Raw genomic sequence first — 23734 nt, 5'->3', positions numbered from 1 at the left:
CGAGCGCCGGCGACAGATTCACCAAGCTCATCAGCGCCGCGATGCCGATAATCAGCATCAGGGACGCGGCGGTGAATACTTCCCGCATGCCGGATCGCACCACGTAGCGGAACAGCGGCCGACTCAGGTAATGGCCACAGATAATCACGATCACGATCGCACCGACAACGGCCAGCCCATGCGCCCAGCCCGGCAGGTTCTCAACTAGGCTGAGGCTGCTATGCCCGCCCTCGCTGCCACTACCGGACATTCCGGACACGGCCAGCAGAGGGATGACGGCCAGCATGGGAATCACCGCAATGTCCTGGAAAAGCAGCACTGAGAAGGCACTCTGCCCACCTTCGGTTTTGACTAGGCCCCTTTCGGTAAGTGTCTGCAAGACAATCGCTGTTGAGGAAAGGGATAAGAGAAACCCTACCGCCACGGCTGTTTGCCAGGCCATCCCCAGGAACCAGGCAAAACAGGTGGCTGCGGCTGCAGTCAGTGTGACCTGCAGGCCGCCAAGACCGAGCAGCCGAACCCGCATGGCCCAAATGGATTTGGGGTCAAGCTCCATCCCCACCAGGAACAGCATCATTACCACGCCAAACTCAGCAAAATGCTGAAGAGTGAGGGCCTCCTGGCCCACCAGTCCTGTCACCGGTCCTATGACCACACCGGCCACCAAGTAACCGAGTACCGACCCTAGCCCGAACTGTCTGGCCAGTGGCACCGCTATTACCGCCGCCACCAGGTAGATAAACGCCTGAACAAAGTAGTCAGTCATCAGTCATGTCCGTAGGTCGAAAATCACATACCCATTCTTCTAACCTTAGACCAACGGCTGCATTTCGCTTCCGGTATCGAAAATGGGGGACAAAAATGGGGACAGACCTGTTTTCTTCACCCCAATGATCAGCGTGGTCATAACCGTCAACTGGTAACCCGTGTGATTCATCACGGTCTTGTTAAAGTGGCTGATCGCACGCTTCCGGCTCTTATTCTTCTGCCAACGACATGGCAGCACCGCCACATATGCTCATTTATTCTCTAAATACTTGTCGCTTATAATATCAAGTAAAGAGGGCGGGGCGCTTGCTCACGGCCCCTCGACCACTGGACGATGCCTTAAGAAAGGCGGTCGTGGTGGCGGTTAGGACAATGCGGCCAATCTTGGCCCTCCTTGCATCAGGGTTGGCCACCAATTGTCGGCGGCGGCTCCCAGGTGCAAGGTCACCCGCAATGCATGCATGGTGAGCGTGGCGGCGACTTTCAGCACCTGCTCGCGAAACCTCATTAGGCTCCACCTCTTACGGTTTTGATTCCCCATCAGGCAGCTCAGGCCGTGCGGATATTGTTTCAATCTAACCATTAGTTCTAGTTCGTTCTGGGCCTTCGGCCCTCCACCGGATGGCCTTTTCTCCGCTTCGCTACGTAAAGGCCGCTGCTGAATGTTGGCGTTACATCAGGAAAGTCTCAATGGCGGCTTCTGGCCGGACAATGACGGCCCAAAATAGGCCGTCGTTCAGCCTCATCAAACTTCAGTCTGTTCTGCCATTTCCAACGCGTCATCTACCTCAATCCCTAGATACCTGACGGTGCTTTCCAGCTTCGTGTGACCCAGGAGAAGTTGCACTGCCCTTAAATTTTTCGTGCGACGGTATATCAGCGAAGCTTTTGTACGTCGCATCGTGTGCGTGCCATACATTGATGCATCTAGTCCTATTTCGGTAACCCAGGCTTTCACAATACGGGCATATTGGCGCGTTGAGAGAGGCTTTGCGCTATTGATTCGGCTGGGAAATAGGAAGTCTTCGCTTCGGAGCTGAGCCAGCTGTATCCAGTCGATAATAGCGATACGGGCTTGCTCGGTTATTTCGAACTGGACAGGTCGATGCGTTTTTTGCTGCATCACGATGGCTCGTGGGGATATGCACGCACCATGGGCTATATCTCGGACTCGTAAATTGACGAGGTCGCAGCCTCGTAATTTGCTATCGATGGCTAAATTGAAGAGGGCGAGGTCTCTTGTCTTTTTGGCAATCTGTAGACGAACACGGATCGCCCAGATATCTCTGAGGCGCAGTGGTGTCTTCTGCCCAACCAACTTGCCTTTATTCCAAGGAGTGAAGGGGTTTTGAGTAGAAACGTTCATGGCAAGATCCTCCATCGGGTGGAGATCAAAGAATGGAACATTTCACCTAAGCTTGTGCTGTGATGGCCACTGAGAATGGTGGTCATCGATAACAAAGACGTGCCGATGTGAGCCTCGAAAATGATGGTGGGAATGGCGATGAGGTTCCGGCCCCTCCCATCCCTCATGCTCGTGTTGATGGTGTTCATCGTGGTAGTGCAGATGGGTATGGGTTATGGCTGCGTGCTCGTGCTCAAGAGTTCTCAGGTCAGATTTATGCCAGATAAGGGCTGTGAGCGCCGTTGCTGCCAGAGCAATCGTTCCCAGCAAAGCGAACGTTCCCGTCAGTCCCAGGTTTACCCCCAGCCAACCTGCCAACGGATAAGTGACCAGCCAACAGCTGTGTGACAAGGAAAATTGGGCAGCAAACAGCGCTGGACGATCCTCCGGCTGACACGAGCGTTTGAGCAGGCGTCCGGAGGGGGTCATAACCAACGAGGCCCCCGCGCCCAACAGCAACCATAGCCCGGCAAGCCCCGCAAACGATGGGCCAAGCCAGCCCAGGCAGAGGCTGAGTGCCATCATAACGCCGCCCAACAGCATGACTGGCCGCTCGGGCATCCGATCCAGCACCTTGGGCAGCAATAAGGCCACCAGCATGGAACCTCCACCTGCTGCGGCAAAGGCCAGGGCTACCTCTTTCTCGCCCAAACCCAACACCGAGCGCACAAGCACCACCGTGTTGACGATTTGCATGGCCCCGGCGGCTGAAACCGCCAAGTTCAACGCCAGTAGCCCGCGCAGCCGGGGCGTCTTCAGATAAATCCGCATGCCGCGGGTAACACGACGCCAGACGCTAGGGGCTTCCTCTAGGGCAAGAGGCGCAGGCAGGGTTACCGATATAACCAGGGCGGCAGAGATAACGAACGCCAGAGCGTTGAGTATAAACAGGACATCAAACCCCATCACCATCAGCAGTGCCGCCGCCACCATCGGGCTAAGAAGGTTCTCTAAATCATAGGCGAGACGTGACAGGGATAATGCTCGTGTGTACTGCTCTTCGTCTTCGAGAATGTCAGGTATCGTCGCCTGGAAAACGGGCGTAAAGCCAGCTGAACAAGCATTGAGTAGAAAGATCAGCACATAGATTTGCCACACTTCTGTAACAAAAGGCAGTGCACAAACCACGGCTGCACGCAGTAAGTCCAGGCTAACCAAAAACGTGCGCCGAGGCAGGCGTGATGCATAGGCGCCGACCAGAGGGGCAATGCCCACGTAAGCGACCATCTTGATCGCCAGCGCCGTGCCTAGCACGGCACCCGCCTGACCTTCAGCGAGATCGTGAGCCAGTAACGCCAGCGCAACCGTGGTTAGGCCAGTGCCGATCAGTGCAATGACCTGAGCTAGAAAGAGGTGGCGGTAAATGCGATGGGCGAGTACATCGAGCATAGAACTTCCTCAAAAGAGGGATGCCTATAAGCGGTTAAAGGTAGCGTGCAATCGTCTTAAACTCTTCAGCCCGCGCCCGCTGCGTTTGATTCTGAGTACCCAGGGCTTCGTCTAGGCAGTGGTCGATGTGATCCAGCACTAAGGTGCGTTTAGCTTGCTGAATGGCTTTTTCTACCGCATGGAGTTGTTGAGCGATGTCCAGGCAGTGGCGTCCATCCTCTACCATCTGGGTCACACTCGAAAGATGCCCCCGAGCGCGGTTCAGGCGCTTGACGATATCGGGATGTGACTGGTGAGTATGCATTGTCATTTTCTTTTCCCTTATTATATTCCTATCCCCCCGGAGGGGATGGTAATCTATCGCCGTTATTCTGCCAACGCTATGGTTCAAGGCAGACGGTTATCTATTTTTATGATTTTTACTTTTATCCTGGTTGCTCTACATGCTCAATCGGCTGCGCCACCGCCTTGGCTATCTGACCTTTCTGTTGCTGTTCCTGCCTAGCCTGGTACTCACCAGTGTGGGTGAGGCGCGTGCGCATGGGGCGGCGAGCATGGTTAGCGTTGAGTTGTCTCTCCATGAGAATGTGCAGAAGGGCCATGGGCATACCCATGGCCACGAGCACGAAGATAGTCGCCACCTCCATAATGAGAGTGGCAGTCACTTTCACGAAAAAGCGGATCGGCCTGGGACGGGCATTGCCGTCGAGTCGAACTTCCGCGACGCCCTGCGGCTAGGCGAACGCAGCGGCCTACCGCTGCGTCGTGTCTACCGCTTGGAGCGTCCTCCACGGCCGGTCATTGCTGGATGACTGGGGCCGTCCACTGGACGGCCAACACTTAATGACAGACCCGTGGAGGTTTTATGTTTCCATCCCAACTAGGGGGTGCGTTCGGCTTGCCTGTTTTGGCCCGACGCCACGCGCTGACCCTTTTCACACTGCTGGTGATGCTCCTGGGAGCCAGTGGTGAAGCCCTTGCCCACGCCGTTGCTGAAGGCGACAAAGGGTACATCCAGGAGATCTATGGCGTTCACCTGATCTCATTCGTCTATCTCGGTGCCAAGCACATGGTGACGGGGTATGACCACATCCTGTTTTTGCTAGGGGTGATTTTTTTCCTCTATCGAATGCAGCATATCGCCATCTACGTCAGCCTCTTCGCCATCGGTCACTCTACGACCATGCTGCTAGGGGTGTACTTTAATATCGGCATCAATAGCTACCTTATCGATGCCATCATCGGTCTCTCCGTTGTCTACAAGGCACTCGATAACATCGGTGCTTATCAGCGCTGGTTCGGCTTTCAGCCCAATACCAAGGTGGCGACGCTGGTCTTCGGCCTGTTCCATGGCTTTGGACTGTCGAGCAAGATCATTGAGTACGATATCGCTTCTGATGGATTAGTCCCCAATCTCCTGGCGTTCAACGTTGGGGTAGAGATCGGCCAGCTACTGGCCCTGAGTGCCATCCTTATCGTGATGGGATTCTGGCGACGCACCAATGGCTTCTTACGCCACGCCTATACCGCTAACGTCGCCATGATGTGCGCTGGCTTTATGCTGGTTGGTTATCAGCTCACCGGCTATTTCATCGCCTAATTCAAGAGAGACCCAAATGTACAATACCGACCTTCCTACCCGTGCCGAGTTACCGTCAACAGGTAAGTTGCTTCGTTCTACGCTGATGGCAGCCGTCATTGCAGTCGCTTTGCTGATCACCGTCGTGCTGCCTGCTGAGTATGCCATTGACCCCACCGGCGCTGGACGCTTGTTGGGGCTGACAGAGATGGGCGAAATCAAGACCCAGTTGGCTGAGGAAGCCGAGCTTGATCAGGCCAATGATCAATCCAGTGCTCAGCAGGCGTCTCAACTCACTGCATCTCTAGAGACCGCCAGTGATCGCCAGCCTGAGGCGGCAAGCGATGCTGATGCTCAAACTTCCACTTCGGATGCAGAGATGGCTCCCCAAACAGCCAATTCAGCTTCAGCGAGTGATCCAGTCGAACCTTCACCCGCCGATTCTGAAAGGGTGATGACCGACGCCAGCGTGGCGCTGGCAGAGGCATTAGCGACTGAGGAAGCCACTTCCCTGACGGCGCAAGCGGAAGAAGCGTCTCCATGGAGTGATGAAGTGAGCTTTACCCTGACGCCAGGTGAAGGCACGGAGTACAAACTCACTATGCAAGAAGGGGCGGTTGCTACCTTTGCATGGGCATCAGACGGTGGCCCCGTCAACTTTGACACGCACGGTGATGGAAATGGGAATTCCATTAGCTACGAGAAAGGTCGTGGCGTGCCCGAGGATGAAGGTGAGCTAGAAGCCGCTTTTACTGGCAATCATGGTTGGTTCTTCCGCAACCGTAATGACAACGATGTGACCATTGACTTACGTGTGGGTGGCGATTACGGGGAGTTAGTTAAGGCCCTTTAACGGATTAGCCTCTAGCGCTCTCTTGAGTGCTAGAGGTTTTCTTCGAACCAGTGTCATTAAAGTATTTGTAGCTGTATTGGTTTATTGATATACCACTTGATATAAAAAATTATCTTCAAGCGCATGAGATGCTGCAATAGCTCAGTTAGCAAAACCATTTAGGCGTATATGCGAAATATCTTAAAGTCGGCTTCTGGCCGGACAACGACGGCCTGAAATAGGCCGTCGCTTATCCTCATCAAACTTCAGCCTGTTCTGCCATTCCCACCGCGTCATCTTCCTTTATCCCTAGATACCTGTCGGTGCTTTCCATCCTCGTGTGACCGAGGAGCAGTTGCACCGCCCTCAAGTTGTTCGTGCGATGGTATATCAGCGACGCTTTTGTGCGACGCATCGTGTGCGTGCCATAAATTGACGCATCTAGGCCTATTTCGGTCACATAGGCTTTGACGATACGAGCATACTGTCGAGTAGATAGGTGTTTCGATCTATTTATTCGGCTGGGAAACAAGAAGTCATCGTTACTGAGCTGAGCAAGATGTATCCAGTCCTTGATAGCGATTCGGGTCTGCTCGGTTAATTCGAACTGTACAGTTCGATGCGTTTTTTGCTGCATCACCATAGCTCTGGGGGATATAGACGCACCATGTGCTATGTCCCGTATTCGTAATTTGACAAGGTCGCAGCCTCGTAATTTGCTATCAATGGCTAAATTGAAGAGGGCGAGGTCTCTCGTCTTGTTGGCAAGCTGTAGGCGAATAAGTATGGCCAGATATCTCGAAGACGCAGAGGTGCCTTCTGCCCAACCAACTTACCTTTATTCAAGGGTGTAGGTGTATAGGAGATTTCAGTCAAAACATTCATGGCCGATAACGGCTGTCCAGTCAGGACCTGCGTATGCCCCTGTCAAACTTTTGCCAGTTTTACATTTAAAAGCATCATCCACATCTAACCTAAGGTACCTAACAGCGCTTTCCAGCTAACGTATCGTTTGTGCCTCAGCCCATCGGCCGAAATGCTGAGCGTAGAAAACAATTTGTGCATTGACGCCGCGACAGCAAACGGAAACACAAGCTCGTTGGCAACAACAGGGTAGACTTGCCGGCCCTTGTCGGCCGGCTTTGTCGGGGAAGGCCCCTAAGATCAGCGAGCGATGCGGGTACTGGCGTCGGTGAAGCCGGTCAGCGAAATATCTAGATCCAGGCGTTCACCGCGTGGATCAATCATGCTGAGGGTTGCTGTGCTGCCACTGCGGAGTTGCTGCAGCATCGCTGGTTCAATGGGGACGTCAGCACGGCAGCCTTGCTCCTGGCAGACCTGATAGGGGAACTGGATTGGCTCACCGTTATCCACACTCAATTGCAAGCCTGCTGCCAGACGTACCCCCAGCGGCACGAAGAAGCTCATCACCGGGTCATCGATCTGGGGCGGGTAGTCAAGAATTACCTGCATCAAGGGCTGGTCGCTGCCAGGTTGCGTAACCATTTGCGCCATCGCACACGGAGTCGGGCCTTCGGCATTGCTCTGGCAGCGGACTTCCCAATCCTGGAACGATTCGGTGGTGACATCATTACCGGCAGCCGCCCCCGATTGTTGGCTGAAGGCGTTGGGAGACAACGCTAAGAGCGATAATAGCCCCATCTTGCATAGGTTTTTAGATAGGTTTTGAGTCAGGTTTTGGGTCAGATTGTGCGGCATTGGCGTACCCTCCTGTTGGTTCGCTGATGGTGAATAATCATACTCACCATGCCTGTTTGTTCGCTTGAGGTCGAGCCCCTTAGGTTAACAGAGCTAGGTTAACAGAGCGTGGCTGGGCGGTTTACTTTCCTCTCCACTCAGTCTTCTGTTCTTAGTCGGCTGGATGGCGACTATCGTTTTTCCCCACGCCACTGGACAATACTCATTGGTGTTGCCCAGCGCTACTTTAGCCACGTTATTCAGTGTCCGAACTGCTAACTTCTGTTTCTACCTGCCCGCGCCGCTGCATCCAGCGCATTACGATCCAGCACAGCGCTGCCCAGCTTGCCCCGGCTGTCCAGCCAGCAAGCACATCAGTCGGCCAGTGAACCCCAAGATAGACGCGGCTTATGCCGACCAGCAGGGTCAGTAATATCGCCAGAATCAAAAGGTAAGCCTTCAGCCTCAGTGCGGGCTGCACGCGGGTGAGTAGCGCGGCCAGGGTGAGGTAGGTCACCGCAGACATCATTGAGTGCCCGCTGGGAAAGCTCGCGGTGTAAACCATGGCTTCATGAGGCACGAGATCCGGGCGAGGACGATCAAAGCCCAGCTTCATCACGGTGCTGAGGAGTATGCCGCCGGGTACCGCAATCGCGGCAAAGAGGGCCGCGCGATAGCGTCCGGCGAGTAACAGGTAGCCCAGGGCACCCAGCGTGATGAGTACCAGTACGCCGACACCGCCAAGCGCGGTAAAGTCGCGCCCCATTTCCTCGACCCAACCCGGCCCGATCGGGTCGCTAAGATCGGCGGGACTACGAAGGGCGAGCAGCAGGCTCTCATCGACCGTCTGGGTATCCCCCTCAGTGACTTCATCGGCCAGCGCGACGAATCCCCACACCCCGCCGGAAAGTACCGCAACGCAAAGCAGCATCGCTAGTTCGTAGCGGCCGAGCCGAGCCAGCAAGGAGAAGCTATGGCGTCCAGCTTGTCTAATTTTTTCATGGCGCTTCATTTGCAACTCCTTTGCTTTGATAAGTGGTACGCAACGTCTATTCTGACGCTTTTATGGTGTCAGTGTTATCAATAGCGCAGAAAACTACTTACTTCTAAAGCAGGATGACGTTTTACCAGGGGGCCGTAATTTCCACCACCGCTTAGACACTCAAGATAGCGCCAACGTACAACTACAGCCCAATGTCAGTGTTACCTTTTCGAGATCAGGCAATAGGCGATTCAGTTCTTCTTCCGGCAGTCGGCTAAGCAACGCGTTTTGTTGAAAATCACGCGGTTCAAGCATTGAATACCCCTCTCTCATTATCTCAAGCGTCATGCTGTCTTGTTTAAACTAGCACTGGGGAGCATGTGTTATAGGTATTTTTATACGGTGATTTACGCCGATTCACATACACTTAGATAAGTATAGAGTATCGGGAGCACAGAACTGTGAATAACAACTGGGCCATCTTTAGCTGGGTTCTCGCAAAACAGCAGCCAGCTATTGGCATCGAACTCTTTGCCAACTTGAGGCTCTTTCACCTAAAAGTGGTCATTTGAAGAAGGAACCGCAGCAATAACGACGATACCCGAGGGAGCCCAAATCAATTGGAGAGGTTCAGGCAATTCGCATTATTGAACTGTTCTTTCATGTAGCCACTTTTCGAATACCAGGGGTAATAGAGGTTTAGCGATAAAATATCCTTGAGCTTCGTTGCAGCCTAGTTCCACAAGGCGGCGGTAGGAGATATCGTTTTCTATTCCTTCTGCTACCACTCGGTAGCCTAGGTCATGGGCCATTGAGATCATGGAATTAACCAGCGTCTCGGTGCGCGCGTCCTGACCAAGCTCGGTGATAAAGCGGCGGTCGATTTTTACGGTGTGGGCAGGAATCTCATGCAGATAGGAGAGACTGCTATAGCCGGTACCAAAATCGTCAATAGCGATTTGCAGTCCTGCCGCTATTAACGCCTTAAGCTGGTTGGCCGCTACCTGCCCCTGGCCAATCAGAGCGCTTTCGGTAAGTTCGACTTCTATAGCGGTACTCGGAAGTGACATGCGCGCCATCTCATCCAAAAGCCGCTCGGCAAAATCCTCCTCCTCAAGATTAGTGGCTGAGACATTGACCGAAATCTGGAGTGTTTCTCCCTGTTGATGCCAAAACGCCGCCTGGCGAATGGCGTGACGCAACACCCACTGCGTTAACGGTTTTGCCATAGGGGTATTTTCGATCAGGGGAATAAATTCGCCAGGCGATACTTCACCTAAGGTTGGGTGATGCCACCGCAACAACGCTTCTGCTCCTAAACACTCGCCGCTTCCAAGGGAGACGCGTGGTTGGAAAACCAGGTAAAGCTCATCTGCATTGTCTAGTGCCCGGCCGATGTCGCCCAGTAGGGTAAAGCGTCGTTGATGATGGGCATCCAAGTCCAGTGAAAAGAGCCCAGCAACTTCTCCAGCCTGACGAGCATCCAGGCAAGCGGCATGAGCGATTCGCAAGACATCCGCGGCCGTAACTTCGCCCAGACAAAAGGGAGCGATACCCATGATGGGGTGTATCAAGACTGGAACGTCGCGAGTGGATTCGAGTGCGAGTAGCGCTTGGCGTAAACGAAGCGCCTCTTCCAGCAGCTCAGCATCACTCGCTTGGTTCACCAGGTGCATGAATTGACATCCGCCTAGGTAATAGAGCGTCGATGATGGACCAATGGCCTGTTGCAGACAACGAGCGGCAATCCGTGCCAGCTCATCAAGAAAAGCGGGCCCCATGGTGCGGTGGAACATACTTAATTCGCTGGCGTTGACCACCTCGGTAAATAACGCAACTCTTCGTCCGTTCGGCGCATCTCGCTCCATATCCTGCAAGTCTTCGGCAAACTGGTGGCGGTTGGAAAGGCCCGTCAACGGGTCGATCCGGCCGAAGGCGTGCTGCAACTCAATCTGTGCCATTACCATGGCGGCCAGATCGCGAAGCGTTGCCTGCTCTTGTTCAGATACCTCACGTGGTTGAGTGCCCAGAACGCACATCGCGCCCAAGGTATGGCCTTCACGAGTCACTAGTGGAGCGCCCGCGTAGAAACGAATGCCTGAGTTTGCTAAATAGCTATTTCGGTAGCAGTCCGAGGCGAGAAGATCTTGGATGATAAGGGGGTGAGAGGAGTTACAGACATCTGCGCAGGGCGCTGTTTCACGGGGTATCTCCCAATGATCAACGCCTACCCTAGACTTAAACCATTGACGGTTTTCATCAGTAAGCGACACCGCTGCGATTGGCAAACCGAAAAGTTGACTGGCCATCCGTGTGATCCGGTCAAAACTTTCACTAGGAGAGGTATCTAGCAAGTTTAACTGACGGAGCGCGAACAAACGATCCTGTTCTTGGGTACTCATTATGCGTTCACTACCTTGTGGAAAATATTGATCCTTGAGTAATGATTATAGTAGTCAAATGTGGATGTTATTGATTAATAAAATACACTTTCTTATGCTTTTTACAGTAAAGGGACATTAATGGCTCCGACATCGTCTGGGGCAGAATTTATCCTTTGAGCTTGAACAGAAAATATCTTGGCTTCGAGAAGTGGCATCTCCACTGCCGGTCTCACTTAGCTTTTGCCCCGAGCTCATGCAGCTTACGGAACCACTCGTTACGCTTCAGCTCGTTCATTGTCTCCACGCTACCGACCAGTGTCTCACGCACCGGCGAGAAGCCGACAAAGCCGAGGATATTGCGCTCCAGCGATTTGACGCTGTGCGCCCGATAGAGGTGGCGATAGATCACCGCTGGCATGCCCATGGTCACCACTACCCGTGCCGAGCGTCCGGTCAATCCCTTTTTTCCCAGCGGGTTGCCTTCCACATACTCGAAGGCGAAGCCTGGACGCAGCACTTGTTCCAAAAACGCTTTGACAAGAGCCGGCATGTCGCCAAGCCACAGTGGAAAGATCAGCACTAGGTGCTGGCACCAGCTGATGGATTCCTGCGCCGCCGTCAGTGAAGCGGGCAGAGGGGTCGTTTGCCACTCCTGCTGGCTGCGCAGCAGCGGAAATTCCAGAGAGGCGAGATCGATCAGGCGCACCTCATGGCCATTGGCCTGGGCGCCTTCGCTATAGTGCTCAGCAAGAGAATGGCAAAGGTGCGCCTTACTGGCATCGGGATGGCCCTGCAGGATCAGGATTCGCTGGCTCATTTGGCGGGTTCTCGGTGCAATCAGAATAATAGGAGGCTGCATTCAGTATAGACATATAGGAGAGATGTTTAGACGTCATCGATACCATGTGCCGTTCTTGCTGAAAAGCGTAAGGGGGCGCCTTGGTTAGGCTAACGTTCTGATTGTGCCCGCCTTCTTTGCACCCATTACATTGTCACTGTTCCCTTAATCGTGCTTCGAGCGCCTGAGCGGGTATGGCGCGGCTAAACCAGAAACCCTGCCCCCAACCGTTGGAGCCGGCCGTTTCTAGCAGTATTTGGCGTTGTTTATCGGTTTCAATGCCCTCGGCAACAGTATGCAGGTTTAGGCTGGCGGCCATTTGCTGAATGATCGACACCAGAGCCGCGCCCTTGCTATTCGGCTTCTCTAGCTCGTTGATGAAGCTGCGATCAATCTTCAGGGTTTGTATAGAAAGGTGTTGTAGTCGGCTCAGTGAGGAATAACCGGTGCCAAAGTCATCAATAGCAAGCTGAAAGCCTTGTGTGTGAAGTTCTTCCAGCAGCCTCTCAATGGCTTCCGGGTCGGTCATCAGGGCATTTTCGGTAACTTCCAAGTGTATCCAGCAAGGATCGATATGTGGTTTCACCAAGGCAGCAAAACTTTCTGCGATACAACCCGAATGCAGCTGGTTAAGGCTGACGTTAACCGCCATGGAAAGCTTGTAGCCCTGGTCATGCCAAGCCTTCAACTGTCGAGCGGCGGTTTCCAGTACCCAGTCACCGAGAGGTTTGATTAAGCCAGTCTCTTCGACCACTGGCATGAAAGCGCCGGGCATGAGGACTTCTCCATTGGCCTGGGGCCAACGGATCAGCGCTTCGACGGCGACAATATTGCAGCTGTCGAGCTCAAAGATCGGCTGGTAATAAAGTTCGAACTGTTGGTTTTCCAACGCTTCGCGCAAGCGCGATTCCATGGCGAAGCGCTGCTGGCGGCTGGCCGAGAGGTCTTCTGAAAACAGCAGACGGCATCCACTGCCTTGACGCTTGGCTTCGAACATCGCTTTGTCGGCATTTTCGATCAACAGGGTGGCATCACGCCCATGGTCGGGGAACAGACTGATCCCGATGCTGGCGCCAATATGGTGTGTGAATCCGCCTTCCAGCATGGGTTCTGATACGTGATCAATGATCCTGTCGGCCAGCGCACAGGCGTTGGTGATAATCTCTTCCCGCGTCGAGGGGCCGCCTTGGCGAGGGTCATGATTCATCAGTACCAGAAACTCGTCGCCTCCCTGACGAATCACTTGGTCGTCATTACGCACGGCGCCTTTTAAGCGTTGGCCGACTTGAAGAAGCACACGGTCGCCCACCTCGTGCCCCAGGGCATCGTTGATCAGTTTGAAACGATCGAGATCGATAAATAGCACCGTACCGGAGGTTTCTTGGTGCTCTGCGGTGTCTAACATGCCATTCAGGTAGTGGATGAAATGACGACGATTGGGCAGGCCGGTTAGTGCATCGGTATAGGCCAAATAATGAATTTCGGCTGACTGGTGTTGGCTTTCCCGCAGGGTGCGTAAGGCGTTTAAGCCGAATACTAGGTTGTCGGCAAGCCGTTTTAGTAGCTGACATTCGTCTTGTCCAAAATGCTCACGGTTCTGCGAGTAGATGGTCAGACATCCCAGAGGCCCGGACTCAAAGATCAATGGCAAGGTGATGGCCGAGGCCAGATTGTGTAAGCGCGCACGCTCCTTGATGTGAGCGAGAGTGGGCTCCTGCGAGATGTCGTTAACGACAAAAACCTCACCCGAGCGTAGTGCCTGACCGACTGTTCCTGATCCCTTCAGATCTTCTCCCCAGCCCAGCGTGAGGTCGGACAAAAAAGCTGCGGCCTGCCCGGTGCTGGCTTGAATTTCGATAGGCTTGTCGGCGTTATCGATGGCAAACCCTACCCATGCAAGGTTGTAGCCCTCCTCATCGACGATGGTCTGGCATAGCGAGCTAAGTAGCTCCTCTTCGTTTTTGGCGCGGACGATGACCTTGTCGCAGGCATTTAGGGTACGCAGGGCGCTGACGACACCCTCCAACTGCTGGCGATTGTTCTCTTGTTCTTGTGACAGGGCGCGCAGGCGCAACAGGTTATCGATCCTCGTCTTTAATTCTGCCTGGGTGGTCGGTATGCGCATGATGTCATCGACGCTGTAACCGAGTTCAGCGGTGACACGCGGTGGAAGCCGCGAACGGCTGTCGGCGACCATCAGCACCGGCAGTATCATCGGCGCAGCCCGCTGGCGCAGGTGTAATATGCGTTCGCGGTAACGTTGTAACGACGCTGTGTCCGCTACGATTAGGTCGACTTCCATAGTCGCCCCGTCGCTCTGATCTAAAAGCGCGTCCTGCAAATGTACGTCGTTTCCGACCATTCGCTTAAACAGCTCAGCATTGGCTCTATTGGCCAAAGCGATAGTTATGACGGGACGTCTCACGTCTTTGTATTCGCGAGCCGTCACAGCGTGCCACTATCATAATTAGGTTGAATCACTTCCGGTACGCCACTGAGTAGTCCGCGCATACCATGCAATGGTCGACCAACCATAATTCCATCCGAGGTGATATCGAACTCGCGCAGGACTTTCTCGAAGCTGCCGGTTCGCTTTTTGAGTACGCCGATGGTCTTGCGCAGCTCGCCGTCCAGTTCGATGTAGCGAAGCATGATGATGTTATCAGCAACATAGCTCAGACCATATTCCGTGACGCGAGCCTGGTTGCCGGTAATAGTGAAGACTTCATTGACCAGTACCACGGTCACGCCCATGTTGACCAAGTAGCGGCATAGGGCGTGAACGCGCTCCTGCAGGTTTTCACCAGCCATCGATTGTTGATACCCCGAGAGGCTGTCAATCATCACCATGGTCGTGCCTGCTTCCTCAACTTCCTTGCGCACACCAGCGGCGAATTGGTCAGGGTGATAGAGCAGGGGCTCGACGGCCTCGAAGCACAGATGGCCCTTCTTGACCATTTCCTCGATAGGTAGCCCGATCTGCCTACAGCGGGTGAAGAAAGTCGATTCAATCTCATCAAAATTGTAAATCATTGCCCGTTCGCCGTTGGCCGCCGCTTGGCTCATCAGTTGGGCGCCCAGCGTTGTCTTGCCTACGCCAGTGGGCCCGGAAAGTAAGGTCACCGTGCCGCGCTCAATGCCGCCATGGGTGAGCACGTCGAGCTCGGGGAGGCCTGAGCTGATTTGAGTGTGGGAGTTAATACGAGAATGATTGTTGGGCATGAGGCGCGGAAAAAGCGTCATGCCTTGTTTGTTAAGTTGATAAAAGTGCTGGCCTTCTTCAAAGCCAGAGCCACGTAGCTTGGTGACCCGGCATAAGCGACCAAACTCCGTGTGATCTAGGCTGATCACTCCGTCGCTCAAAAAAGGCAATGCTTGATCGTCTTCGTCCGCGCTTTCCTCGGAGGTAATCATTACCGTTGCCCCTTCCCCGGTTAGGGTTCGCAATAACGACAGCACCTGCTTGCGAAACTGAAACGTGTCGGCCGACAGGTAGCGCATTTGGCTGAGCGAATCGATCACAACACGCTTTGGCCGATGTTCTCTAACATAATCGAGGATCTTGTCATGGATGGTATTGCCTTCGACGTCCCAACTTTCCAGTAGGTTATAGGTATTGTTTCCGACATCGTTAGTCTGGCCGGGCGACACATCCAGCACGTTAACTCCATCAAGTGAGAGCCCGCTACGTCTAGCGTTATCGCGCAGTTGCTCCTCGGCTTCCCCCAAGGTTACCAACAGATTATCCGACGCATGCTCAGTCGCCAGGAAATGCATTCCGAGCGTGGTCTTGCCCGTTCCTGGGCCACCCCGAATTAGGTAGGCTCGCTGTGGAATCAACCCACCATGAAGTATCTTGTCGAGGCCAGCGACTCCGGTGAGCAAACGTGGGTCGTGGGTGTGCGTCATGCTTAACTCCTATTTTTCGGCCAGGCTAGTCGGGCGGTCTATTACTGGGCAGCATTTAGCAGTCGGCATGATGCCAAACGGTATCCTGTATAGGTACATGTAAAGTGGGAATGAGGCTGAAGGGGAATATCAAATCACGCCTGTAAAGTGCAGAAATGTTGAGCCTGTGAGCCTAGCTATTTTTTATAATATGCAAACCTTAATCATTGTGAGCACCATACGCAAGCCGTTTGTAATGACACATTTTGATGCCTGACTTACTCGGCTGGTCTTAACCTTTCCTCTGGATTAACACTACTGATTTAATGAGATTTTCCTTAAAAAGAATAATGCCCTTTGTTGGGGCCTCTTCCCTGTTGTCGAAATTTAACTACCAGTATCTGCCCGTGGGCGAGAGCCCCTATCAGGCGAGACGAGATGTCCTGCCTAGACTGCGTAGCTACTTCAATATCTTCCTCTTAGTTTTAGAGAGGCAAGTCGCTTATAGGCCGTAGGTAGCGGTTAAGCAGATCGCTATAGGCGTTGAGCTAAAGAAATATAAAGAAAAGTCGATGCCATAAATATCCTTGAGGAAATTAGGTTTTCCGGGGGCGGGGTTAGGTAAAAAATAACGTGCATAAAATGGGAAGAAAATGAGAAACATTACATTAAAAACCTTACTGACCACGTTATTGCTAATGATGGTCAGCATGACCGCGATTATCGGCGCGGTGTCTATTTTTGGCGGGTTAGCTTCTAAAAGTAATATCAATGAGCTGGCTGAGATCAGCGTCGAACAAGCCAATACCGCAAATCGCATGGAGTCCAACCTCCTGGAAATGCGGCTGCGTATGTTGCGATATGAGGAGTTTTCTCGGCTCGGCGACGATGAGATGACAGCAGCCGCGCTCAATCAGACGCAAGAAAGCCTGGATAGTAGCCTGGTCAGATTTGAAGAGTTTCGAGATATTAGCGTTGATGCCTCTCAGCGTCGTTTTCCCTACTTCAAGGCCGTGATTGACGGCTTTGAAAAGCTCGTCACCCCAGGGCTAATCGATGCCATCGAAACGGGGATATCGAGACCATGCGCCAGGAGCGCCAACAGCTCAACACACTCGGTGCGGAATTCTCGGACAGTGTGCGTGCGTTCGCGGGTTACGCTGAGGAGCGTGCTGCCGAAATGCAGGCGGATGCCGCGAGTAGCGTTCAACAAACTATTGTCCTGACCGCAGCGCTCTTGCTGGTGGCTATTCTGCTGACCATTGGTGCTTATGTTGGCATTCAGAAACTACTCGTGGCGCCACTGCGTCATGCTGGCAAGATCTGCGCACAAATTGCCAAAGGGGGTCTCACCAATCAAATTGAGGTGCATGGCCGGAACGAGATCAGTACCCTGAACCAGGCGCTTCAGGAGATGCAAGCCCGCCTTGTCGATATCATCGGCTTGTTACGTCAGAGCGGTGATCAAGTGGCGCTCAGTTCTCGTGAGATAGCAGCGGGCAGCGAGGACCTGGCGACCCGTACCGAAGAGCAGGCCTCTGCGCTGCAGGAAACGGCTACCAGCATGGAGCAGATTAACTCAACCGTTCGCCAGACCAGTGAGTCCGCCACCTCGGCCAACCAGCTCAGTGAAGAGGCGGTCGGTAAGGCGACAGAGTCTCGTGAAGCCGTTACCCGTACCTCGCAGTTGATGGAAACCATGCAAGCCAGTTCACGACGAGTGCAGGACATCATCGGCACTATCGAAGAGATCGCCTTCCAGACTAATATCCTGGCCCTGAATGCGTCAGTCGAGGCTGCCCGAGCCGGTGAGCATGGCCGCGGCTTCGCGGTGGTAGCAGGAGAGGTGCGCAAGCTCGCAGGCAATTCTGCCGAAGCTTCCAAGGAGATTCGTGCCATTATTCTGGAAATCACCCAGAATATTACCGCTGGAGCCGAGCAGTCGGGCCAGACACAAGAGGAAATGGACGCCACTATGCAGGCCATCCAGAAGGTCACGACTATGATGCAGACGATTCAGGATGCCGTGAAAGAGCAGGAGAGCGGCATCAGCCAAGTATCGATAGCCGTCAATCAGATGGACAGTGCAACTCAGCAAAACGTCTCTTTGGTCGAACAGACCAGTACCGCGGCGGCGTCACTGGAAGATGAGGCTGACCGCCTGGCAGATCTTGTTGGCACCTTTCAGCTCAGAGAAGGCGTTGCATCGTCGACTCCCTCACTGCCTCAAAAGCCACTGAGTACCGAGGTATCCACTGCGGCAAACTAACGATAATCTAAAGCTGGCCAGTAGGCTCATATAACGAAAACCATTGAAGGCTCAACATCAGGGTGGCCCCACAGGAGAGTCACCTCGATGTTGCCGTCATACGTTAGATGTCATTTGGGCTTTTTGCGTGAGCCAGGTGATAAGGCTGTCCAGCGGCATCGGTTTGGCAAACAGGTAGCCTTGGAAAACCTCGCAGCCTAGCGACATCAAATAGTCGTGTTGTTCTACCGTTTCGATACCTTCGGCAACCACTCTGAGATCAAGCTCCAGCGCCAAGGTGATAACACCCTGGCAGATGGCGGCGTTCTTGTCACTCTTGACAGCATCCTGCACGAAGCTGCGGTCGATCTTGATCTTATCAATGGGCAGGTCGCGCAGGTAACTCAGGCTGGAAAAACCGGTGCCGAAGTCGTCGATGGCGGTACTGACCCCCATGCCGCTTAGGGCGTGAAGGATATCGATGGCGCCGTCGGCATCACGCATCAGGATGCCTTCGGTCAGTTCCAGCTCCAGATGCTCAGGTGCAAGGTGCGTCTCGTTCAGTACGTTGCGCAACGTGCTGAGGAAGTTGGGGCGGTGAAACTGGAGGGGCGACAGGTTGACTGCCATACGTCCTTTTAATAAGCCTTGTGCCACCAGCTGTTGAGCATCTTTGCAGGCCTGCCGCATCACCCAGCGGCTCAGCGGGATGATCTGTCCGGTCTCCTCCGCAATGGGAATAAATTTCGCGGGCGAGATAAAGCCCTTGGTCGGGTGGTACCAGCGAACCAGCGCTTCCAGTCCGTCGACCTCGCCTTCTCGATTAATCAGTGGCTGGTAATGCAGGTTGAGATGGCCGTGCTCGATGGCTTCCTGTAGCTCACTGCGCAGGGTAACGCGCTGGCTGAGCTTTCTGTCGAGATCTTCTGTGTACACCTCGTAGGTATTACGACCTTGCTGCTTGGCTTTATACATGGCCATGTCAGCGTGCTGAAGCAGCCGCTCGGGGTCATCGAGCCCGCCGCGGTTCACGGCGATACCAATGCTGGCCGATACGTGGAGTTCGTGGCCGCTGACCCGGTGAGGCTTATTGAGTGCATCCAGCAGCCGGCCGGCCACTTCTTCGGCTTCATCGGGGTGATTCAAGTCGGGTAGCAGCAGCACGAACTCATCGCCACCCAAACGGGCAAGGGTGTCACTGACCCGCAATCCTTGCTGCAGCTTCTCTGCCACGCTGATCAAGAGCTGATCACCAACGTTGTGGCCGAGCGTATCGTTGATTGGTTTGAACTCGTCCAGGTCAACGAACAGTACGGCCAACGTTTGGCCATTGCGAGCGGCCAATTCAACGTCATGGGCCAAATGATCACTGAATAGCGCTCGATTGCCGAGGCCAGTCAGAACGTCGTGAGTTGCCTGATAAGCCAGCTGGCTCTCCTGCTCCTTACGCTCGGAAATATCGTTGATAATGCATATGAAGTGGCTAACTTGTTGGTTGGCATCCTTCACCGGCGACAGAAGCAGCTGGTTCCAAAAGGGGGAGCCATCGCGACGATAAGTGCGCACGGTGGTGGATAGGCTAGTGCCTTGCTGGATCGCTGCTTGAATCTGCTCGGTGTCCGCAGTATCCGTTTCAGCACCGCTGAGGAGGAGCGGCGCGTGGCCGACGACCTCTTGTTCTAGGTAACCGGTGATACGCGTGAACGCGGGGTTCACATACACCACTTGTTTTTCATCCGTGCGAACGTCAATGATCATGGCGCCGTTGCCGCTCGCTGCAAGGCTACGCTCCAGGATGTGCAGCCGCTCCTCAGCGGCAACGCGATCGGTGATGTCCTTGGCAATACCGAAGACGCCGTTGACCTCACCATCGACCACGATGGGCACCATCGTTACTTCCAAATCCTGAGTAGCTGCCTCGTCGTGCGCGAATCGCATGGAATAGCTGCTGGGCAGGCCGTTGACGGCGCGCTGGAAAGCGGCCTCTGTCCGCTCAATATCCTGTTTGGAACACGCTGGCTCGCAGACAACTGTGCGGTAGTGTTTCCCCAGTAGTTCGATTTCCGAGAGCCCCACGATGGCTTCCGTCCCCGGATTGAGGCTTTCATAGGTGCCGTCACGGTGATGGGCAAATACTGCATCTGGGTTCTGGGTGAACAGGGATCGGAAGCGCTGCTCATTGAGCTGCAAAGCGGCGGCCTGCTGATCGCGGAAGGCACTTAGGGCACGGCTAATAATCAACTGATAAGAAAACACCAACCCCAGCAGGCCAAAGATCACCGGCAAAGCGCCGGGCAGGCTGCTCAGGGGCAGCGGTCCATCCAGTGCTGTAATCGTGAAGGTTGGCCCGCCGGGCAGCATCACCTCGTGAGAGTCAAACGCCCTCGGGATAAGCGCTTCGTGCCAATCATTGGCAGACAGCGTGCCCCACGTTTGGTCGTTTGAGGTATAAGTGATGATGAAGCCACTTGTATCCAGGTGACGCTGCAACTGGATGATCTCGGCTAAGTCGATGGCAGCCAGCATAGTGGTCTGTCCCCGATCGAGCGTCACCGCTAGTAAACCGTGGCTGCTGCGTTCGGGATCAGGAAAATACCAGCTGACACGCTGATGAATTTCATTGTGTTGACGTAGCCAGCCCAGTGTCGCGGGGCCGGTCAGCTGATCCATCATCCATAGTAGGTTTGCGGGTTCGCGGCCCACTCGCCATCGTATTTGGGCGTCATCGGCTAAGTGAACGATGGCCAGCAAGCTTGGCTCGTCACGCATAAAAGTTCGCATCTCTACTTCTTGGAGCTCGCGAACGACGTTACGCCCCTCGCCTCTTAACGCCATCCAGCGCTCTGTGAGGCGCTCAACCTGTTTTACTCTTGACTCAATTCGCTGCTCAATGCCGTCGGCAACATTGTTCACTAGCGTATCGGCAGCGGTGAGGCGGGCGTTGTACTGAACCCAACTGCTGACCAGCCAGATCATGATACTGGCCGTGACGCCTAACACACCGACGATAATGGCAGAGCGGGGCAGTGGCAGCGTCGGATAGGTGCGCTGATGGGCAATAATCAATAGAGCGGCGCCCAGCAGGAGGCAGAATAAGCTACCCATGGAGGTGAGGCCTGCCACCGAGTTGGGTGGCGTCTGGGTGATCAGTGGGTAAGCCAACGTAGTAACGCCGATGATGATCGATGCCCAGCCGATCAAACGATAACCGCGCCGGGTGCCCCCTGATGTTGGAGAAAAGAAACAACTCGTTCCCATAATCACTACCAGCAACGCAGGTACCGTGCCCAGGCGTGGCTGCCCGGTGAGCCATGAAAGCCCGTCGTCCGTTCCCGGTGCGAGAAGATCGTGGCCAAGGCTATAACCACCCAATGCGAGCATCAGGCCGCCAGCTAAACGTCGCCAGCGTGACTGGTGGCTCAGAAGGGCCAGCAGGCCGACGCTAACCACCAGCACGGCAAGGGTGCCGTCAGGGCTCAAGCGCCACTGTGGAGGTAGCGGGAGGGGAGCAACGCGGTCTAGCAGCAAGCTGCTGACACTGATCAGCAAGCTACTAGTGAGTAGAATCAACAGCCAAGCCTGCATGGCGAGACGACGGTTACTCTGAGCCATCTTTTGTTGTTGTCCTTCGGCTATGGTGTGAGAAGCATTGCCCCAATGGGTGGAAACGCTGGGAGAGGCCTTGCAGACGGGCTTTTAGTCTATGGCGGCGCAAAAATATTGCGCTGTTATACAGGAGTAAGCTTAGTGCGCAATTAGCGATAAGTAGTATAAAAAGGGTTTTATTAACAAGCGCTGGTATCCATGTAAACAAATGTTTCAGTTAGAGGTTGAGGTGTTTTGTGAAAGGTAGCCCCTTCCCTATGCCACCATCCCGGCTACTTTTGCTAGCCGACGCCATCCTCATACTTCATGTGTTGTTTGTGGCCTTCGTGGTACTCGGCTTATTCGCAGTTTACGTGGGCTATTTTCTGAACTGGCAGTGGGTGCGCAATCGCTTTTTCCGCATCGTGCATTTGTGTGCGATTGGCTATGTGGTGGCTCAAGTCTGGTTAGGCGTCGTTTGCCCGTTAACTACCTGGGAAATGGCGCTTAGAGCAAAGGCGGGCGCTGGCACCTATTCGGGGTCCTTTATTCAGCACTGGCTGCATAGCCTGCTCTATTTCACGTTGCCGGCGTGGGTGTTTGTGGTGGTTTACACACTATTCGGCAGCTTGGTGTTGGCGAGCTGGCTGGTGGTGAAGCCACATAAGCGTGTTCGCTAACTCACCCTAGTTGACTGTTCCGGTTAGTGGAGTAGTTTTGTTCACTGAACCCGAACGAAATCGCCGCGTTACTCAGGGAGTGTGGGGCTTTGCCATTACGAAAAAAGCGTAACCAGGTGCATTGGTTAACGGGCCAATTTTGCGACGCTGGCAGCGAGTCGATGTATCGCCGGTCTATCCAGGAAAGCGTTAGGTTGGAATTCAGCTTTTCCTTGAGTGTTGCCACCTTAGTCTTTGGCATGTTTTCGATTTCGGATTACTACCTGCTCGGCCTCACCCGAAAATTTTACCTGCTCCTTACCATGCGCATCGTAGTGGTAAGCCTTTGCCTGTTTGTGGCCTTCCTAGTCAGGTACGGAAGAGGGCGCTTTTATCGAGCTTGGTTGCACGCCTTGCCATTATGGATATTAGCAACGGGTATCATTTTGATTATTCCCTTGCGCCCCGAAAGTCTCTCCACTCAAATCACCGCCGTGGTAGTCGCCACCATGGCGTTCTATCTTCTAATTCCCAACCTGCTAACCGTAGTGGTGTTTGCCAGCCTCTACTTAAATATTGGCTTTTTAGTCGCTGCTGTTCTGTTTACGGAGATTGCCCCGATAACGGCGCTTCGCATCGCACTTTTGTTGATCATGGGAATCGTGGTGGGGTTCTTTGCCTTGCTGCGTTTGGAGAGCCTGCAGCGTAAGCAGTATGCATTGCTTTTCGAAGAGCGTGATCAAAATCACCAGTTGCACAACGAAATTGCGCACCGAAAAGCATTGGAAGAGCAACTACGAGTAGTTGCTGAGCGGGATGCGCTGACAAATCTCAATAATCGCGGCCATTTTATGAAATTGGCCAAAGCTTTATTGCAACGCTCCCAATCCGAAAAGATGCCGTTTAGCCTTTTCATGATTGATGTGGACCATTTTAAAAGTATTAACGATACCTGGGGGCATAGCTATGGGGACTGGGTGTTGACCAAAATCGCTAAGGTTTGCGCAGAGTCTCTGCGTCCCTCGGATGTAATAGGACGTTTTGGTGGTGAAGAGTTTGTAGTGGCCCTGCCGAACACTAACCCAAACGATGCGCAAATCATCGCTGAGTGTTTGAAAAAGAAGGTCGCTGAGCTGCCGTTAAAGGAAGAGATGAGCGAGCTGAGCCCAAGTGTCACCATCGGGGTGGCTGCAACGAATAGTGATGGGGTTGATCTAGACTCTCTCATCACACGGGCGGATCAGATGCTTTATGCTGGCAAGCGCGGCGGCAGGAACCAAGTCGTGGTGTGTCGCGATGGTATAAAAGAGGGCGAAGGCAGGGGTGCCTTTAATCTTACTCAATAGATGATGCGCATGTACTAGGGTCTGTTGACGTTTCACATGGGCAGCCATAAACAACCACAAGCTAAGGCCACCATGCTTTCGTAGTTTCGCTTGAGCTTGTCGTAACGCGTCGCTATGGCGCGATACGGCTTCA

At 53.8% G+C, this 23734-nt stretch carries 21 protein-coding genes and 3 pseudogenes; 7 read left to right on the top strand and 17 right to left on the bottom strand.

The features are described from left to right. The 6 genes and pseudogenes from HUO07_RS20210 to HUO07_RS20190 form a co-directional block, all read right to left on the bottom strand. Positions 1 to 766, bottom strand: a 766-nt coding sequence (locus tag HUO07_RS20210) for a cation:proton antiporter domain-containing protein (protein WP_176304981.1), incomplete at its 3' end; no start/stop codon positions are given. A 45-nt stretch (positions 767 to 811) separates the two neighbouring features. Continuing rightward, on the bottom strand, positions 812 to 1012 hold the full coding sequence (locus tag HUO07_RS20205) for a hypothetical protein (RefSeq protein ID WP_176304980.1): 201 nt from the start codon (positions 1010 to 1012) through the stop codon (positions 812 to 814). A gap of 120 nt (positions 1013 to 1132) precedes the next feature. Next, a pseudogene (locus HUO07_RS21920) lies at positions 1133 to 1372 on the bottom strand (IS1380 family transposase); the annotation flags it as partial. A gap of 141 nt (positions 1373 to 1513) precedes the next feature. Then, positions 1514 to 2134, bottom strand: coding sequence for a tyrosine-type recombinase/integrase (locus HUO07_RS20200; RefSeq protein WP_176304979.1), 621 nt, complete (start codon positions 2132 to 2134; stop codon positions 1514 to 1516). A gap of 42 nt (positions 2135 to 2176) precedes the next feature. Then, the gene (locus HUO07_RS20195; protein ID WP_176304978.1) at positions 2177 to 3562 is read right to left on the bottom strand and encodes an MFS transporter; all 1386 of its coding nucleotides are present in this window, start codon (positions 3560 to 3562) and stop codon (positions 2177 to 2179) included. A gap of 34 nt (positions 3563 to 3596) precedes the next feature. Next, positions 3597 to 3872: a metal-sensing transcriptional repressor gene (locus HUO07_RS20190; RefSeq protein ID WP_008957440.1), complete on the bottom strand. Its 276-nt coding sequence runs from the start codon at positions 3870 to 3872 to the stop codon at positions 3597 to 3599. 133 nt (positions 3873 to 4005) lie between these two features. Here HUO07_RS20190 and HUO07_RS20185 point away from each other — a divergent pair, with 133 nt between their 5' ends. Genes HUO07_RS20185 through HUO07_RS20175 form a run of 3 tightly spaced genes read left to right on the top strand, consistent with a single transcriptional unit; the run spans position 4006 to position 5994 of the window. Next, on the top strand, positions 4006 to 4374 hold the full coding sequence (locus HUO07_RS20185) for a hypothetical protein (RefSeq protein ID WP_176304977.1): 369 nt from the start codon (positions 4006 to 4008) through the stop codon (positions 4372 to 4374). 53 nt (positions 4375 to 4427) lie between these two features. Next, the gene (locus tag HUO07_RS20180; protein ID WP_176304976.1) at positions 4428 to 5162 is read left to right on the top strand and encodes a HupE/UreJ family protein; all 735 of its coding nucleotides are present in this window, start codon (positions 4428 to 4430) and stop codon (positions 5160 to 5162) included. 16 nt (positions 5163 to 5178) lie between these two features. Next, entirely contained in the window at positions 5179 to 5994 is an 816-nt protein-coding gene (locus tag HUO07_RS20175) for a RodZ family helix-turn-helix domain-containing protein (RefSeq protein WP_176304975.1), read from the top strand. Between the two features lie 238 nt (positions 5995 to 6232). On the opposite strand, the gene HUO07_RS20170 is transcribed toward HUO07_RS20175, so the two are convergent. From HUO07_RS20170 to HUO07_RS20130, 9 genes are all read right to left on the bottom strand, one after another. Continuing rightward, complete coding sequence (locus HUO07_RS20170) at positions 6233 to 6700, bottom strand: tyrosine-type recombinase/integrase (protein ID WP_340162514.1); 468 nt, start codon at positions 6698 to 6700, stop codon at positions 6233 to 6235. A gap of 437 nt (positions 6701 to 7137) precedes the next feature. Continuing rightward, entirely contained in the window at positions 7138 to 7692 is a 555-nt protein-coding gene (locus HUO07_RS20165) for an invasion associated locus B family protein (RefSeq protein ID WP_176304974.1), read from the bottom strand. A gap of 235 nt (positions 7693 to 7927) precedes the next feature. After that, positions 7928 to 8683: a phosphatase PAP2 family protein gene (locus tag HUO07_RS20160; protein ID WP_176304973.1), complete on the bottom strand. Its 756-nt coding sequence runs from the start codon at positions 8681 to 8683 to the stop codon at positions 7928 to 7930. A 150-nt stretch (positions 8684 to 8833) separates the two neighbouring features. Continuing rightward, a complete protein-coding gene (locus tag HUO07_RS22075; protein ID WP_281362679.1) occupies positions 8834 to 8968 on the bottom strand; it encodes a hypothetical protein in 135 nt (44 codons plus the stop codon). A gap of 329 nt (positions 8969 to 9297) precedes the next feature. Continuing rightward, a complete protein-coding gene (locus HUO07_RS20150) occupies positions 9298 to 11055 on the bottom strand; it encodes a sensor domain-containing phosphodiesterase (RefSeq protein WP_176304972.1) in 1758 nt (585 codons plus the stop codon). A 211-nt stretch (positions 11056 to 11266) separates the two neighbouring features. Next, on the bottom strand, positions 11267 to 11854 hold the full coding sequence (locus HUO07_RS20145; protein WP_176304971.1) for an NAD(P)H-dependent oxidoreductase: 588 nt from the start codon (positions 11852 to 11854) through the stop codon (positions 11267 to 11269). 175 nt (positions 11855 to 12029) lie between these two features. Continuing rightward, a complete protein-coding gene (locus tag HUO07_RS20140; RefSeq protein ID WP_176304970.1) occupies positions 12030 to 14177 on the bottom strand; it encodes a putative bifunctional diguanylate cyclase/phosphodiesterase in 2148 nt (715 codons plus the stop codon). Positions 14178 to 14320: 143 nt separating this feature from the next. After that, complete coding sequence (locus tag HUO07_RS20135; protein ID WP_176304969.1) at positions 14321 to 15784, bottom strand: ATPase domain-containing protein; 1464 nt, start codon at positions 15782 to 15784, stop codon at positions 14321 to 14323. 481 nt (positions 15785 to 16265) lie between these two features. Continuing rightward, positions 16266 to 16583 (bottom strand): hypothetical protein, encoded by a 318-nt coding sequence (locus tag HUO07_RS20130; protein WP_176304964.1) that lies wholly within the window; start codon positions 16581 to 16583, stop codon positions 16266 to 16268. Here HUO07_RS20130 and HUO07_RS22320 point away from each other — a divergent pair. After that, a pseudogene (locus HUO07_RS22320) lies at positions 16465 to 16743 on the top strand (Tar ligand binding domain-containing protein); the annotation flags it as partial. The gene HUO07_RS20130 and the pseudogene HUO07_RS22320 overlap by 119 nt on opposite strands. Before the next feature lie 104 nt (positions 16744 to 16847). Then, entirely contained in the window at positions 16848 to 18032 is a 1185-nt protein-coding gene (locus HUO07_RS20125) for a methyl-accepting chemotaxis protein (protein ID WP_176304968.1), read from the top strand. 96 nt (positions 18033 to 18128) lie between these two features. Here HUO07_RS20125 and HUO07_RS20120 read toward each other — a convergent pair whose 3' ends face one another. Next, the gene (locus tag HUO07_RS20120) at positions 18129 to 21623 is read right to left on the bottom strand and encodes a putative bifunctional diguanylate cyclase/phosphodiesterase (protein ID WP_176304967.1); all 3495 of its coding nucleotides are present in this window, start codon (positions 21621 to 21623) and stop codon (positions 18129 to 18131) included. A 251-nt stretch (positions 21624 to 21874) separates the two neighbouring features. Between HUO07_RS20120 and HUO07_RS20115 the strand changes: the two genes are divergently transcribed. Next, entirely contained in the window at positions 21875 to 22276 is a 402-nt protein-coding gene (locus HUO07_RS20115; protein ID WP_176304966.1) for a DUF2784 domain-containing protein, read from the top strand. Positions 22277 to 22365: 89 nt separating this feature from the next. Then, positions 22366 to 23601: a GGDEF domain-containing protein gene (locus HUO07_RS20110; protein ID WP_176304965.1), complete on the top strand. Its 1236-nt coding sequence runs from the start codon at positions 22366 to 22368 to the stop codon at positions 23599 to 23601. Positions 23602 to 23633: 32 nt separating this feature from the next. Here the strand turns inward: HUO07_RS20110 and HUO07_RS20105 are convergent. Then, positions 23634 to 23734: pseudogene (locus HUO07_RS20105) on the bottom strand (IS5/IS1182 family transposase); the annotation flags it as partial.

Source organism: Vreelandella maris, from assembly GCF_013371085.1.
Classification (GTDB): Bacteria; Pseudomonadota; Gammaproteobacteria; order Pseudomonadales; family Halomonadaceae; genus Vreelandella; species Vreelandella maris.
The sequence above is the reverse complement of the archived record's forward strand: the minus strand, read 5'-3'. Positions and strand labels throughout refer to the sequence as shown.

What these genes read in the sequence shown, in the direction of transcription:
- HUO07_RS20200 (WP_176304979.1), bottom strand. Translation starts at nt 2,134, where the DNA reads ATGAACGTTTCTACTCAAAACCCCTTCACTCCTTGGAATAAAGGCAAG.
- HUO07_RS20195 (WP_176304978.1), bottom strand. Translation starts at nt 3,562, where the DNA reads ATGCTCGATGTACTCGCCCATCGCATTTACCGCCACCTCTTTCTAGCT.
- HUO07_RS20190 (WP_008957440.1), bottom strand. Translation starts at nt 3,872, where the DNA reads ATGACAATGCATACTCACCAGTCACATCCCGATATCGTCAAGCGCCTG.
- HUO07_RS20185 (WP_176304977.1), top strand. Translation starts at nt 4,006, where the DNA reads ATGCTCAATCGGCTGCGCCACCGCCTTGGCTATCTGACCTTTCTGTTG.
- HUO07_RS20180 (WP_176304976.1), top strand. Translation starts at nt 4,428, where the DNA reads ATGTTTCCATCCCAACTAGGGGGTGCGTTCGGCTTGCCTGTTTTGGCC.
- HUO07_RS20175 (WP_176304975.1), top strand. Translation starts at nt 5,179, where the DNA reads ATGTACAATACCGACCTTCCTACCCGTGCCGAGTTACCGTCAACAGGT.
- HUO07_RS20165 (WP_176304974.1), bottom strand. Translation starts at nt 7,692, where the DNA reads ATGCCGCACAATCTGACCCAAAACCTGACTCAAAACCTATCTAAAAAC.
- HUO07_RS20160 (WP_176304973.1), bottom strand. Translation starts at nt 8,683, where the DNA reads ATGAAGCGCCATGAAAAAATTAGACAAGCTGGACGCCATAGCTTCTCC.
- HUO07_RS22075 (WP_281362679.1), bottom strand. Translation starts at nt 8,968, where the DNA reads ATGCTTGAACCGCGTGATTTTCAACAAAACGCGTTGCTTAGCCGACTG.
- HUO07_RS20150 (WP_176304972.1), bottom strand. Translation starts at nt 11,055, where the DNA reads ATGAGTACCCAAGAACAGGATCGTTTGTTCGCGCTCCGTCAGTTAAAC.
- HUO07_RS20145 (WP_176304971.1), bottom strand. Translation starts at nt 11,854, where the DNA reads ATGAGCCAGCGAATCCTGATCCTGCAGGGCCATCCCGATGCCAGTAAG.
- HUO07_RS20140 (WP_176304970.1), bottom strand. Translation starts at nt 14,177, where the DNA reads ATGGAAGTCGACCTAATCGTAGCGGACACAGCGTCGTTACAACGTTAC.
- HUO07_RS20135 (WP_176304969.1), bottom strand. Translation starts at nt 15,784, where the DNA reads ATGACGCACACCCACGACCCACGTTTGCTCACCGGAGTCGCTGGCCTC.
- HUO07_RS20130 (WP_176304964.1), bottom strand. Translation starts at nt 16,583, where the DNA reads ATGCGATTTGCGGTATTGGCTTGTTCGACGCTGATCTCAGCCAGCTCA.
- HUO07_RS20125 (WP_176304968.1), top strand. Translation starts at nt 16,848, where the DNA reads ATGCGCCAGGAGCGCCAACAGCTCAACACACTCGGTGCGGAATTCTCG.
- HUO07_RS20120 (WP_176304967.1), bottom strand. Translation starts at nt 21,623, where the DNA reads ATGGCTCAGAGTAACCGTCGTCTCGCCATGCAGGCTTGGCTGTTGATT.
- HUO07_RS20115 (WP_176304966.1), top strand. Translation starts at nt 21,875, where the DNA reads ATGCCACCATCCCGGCTACTTTTGCTAGCCGACGCCATCCTCATACTT.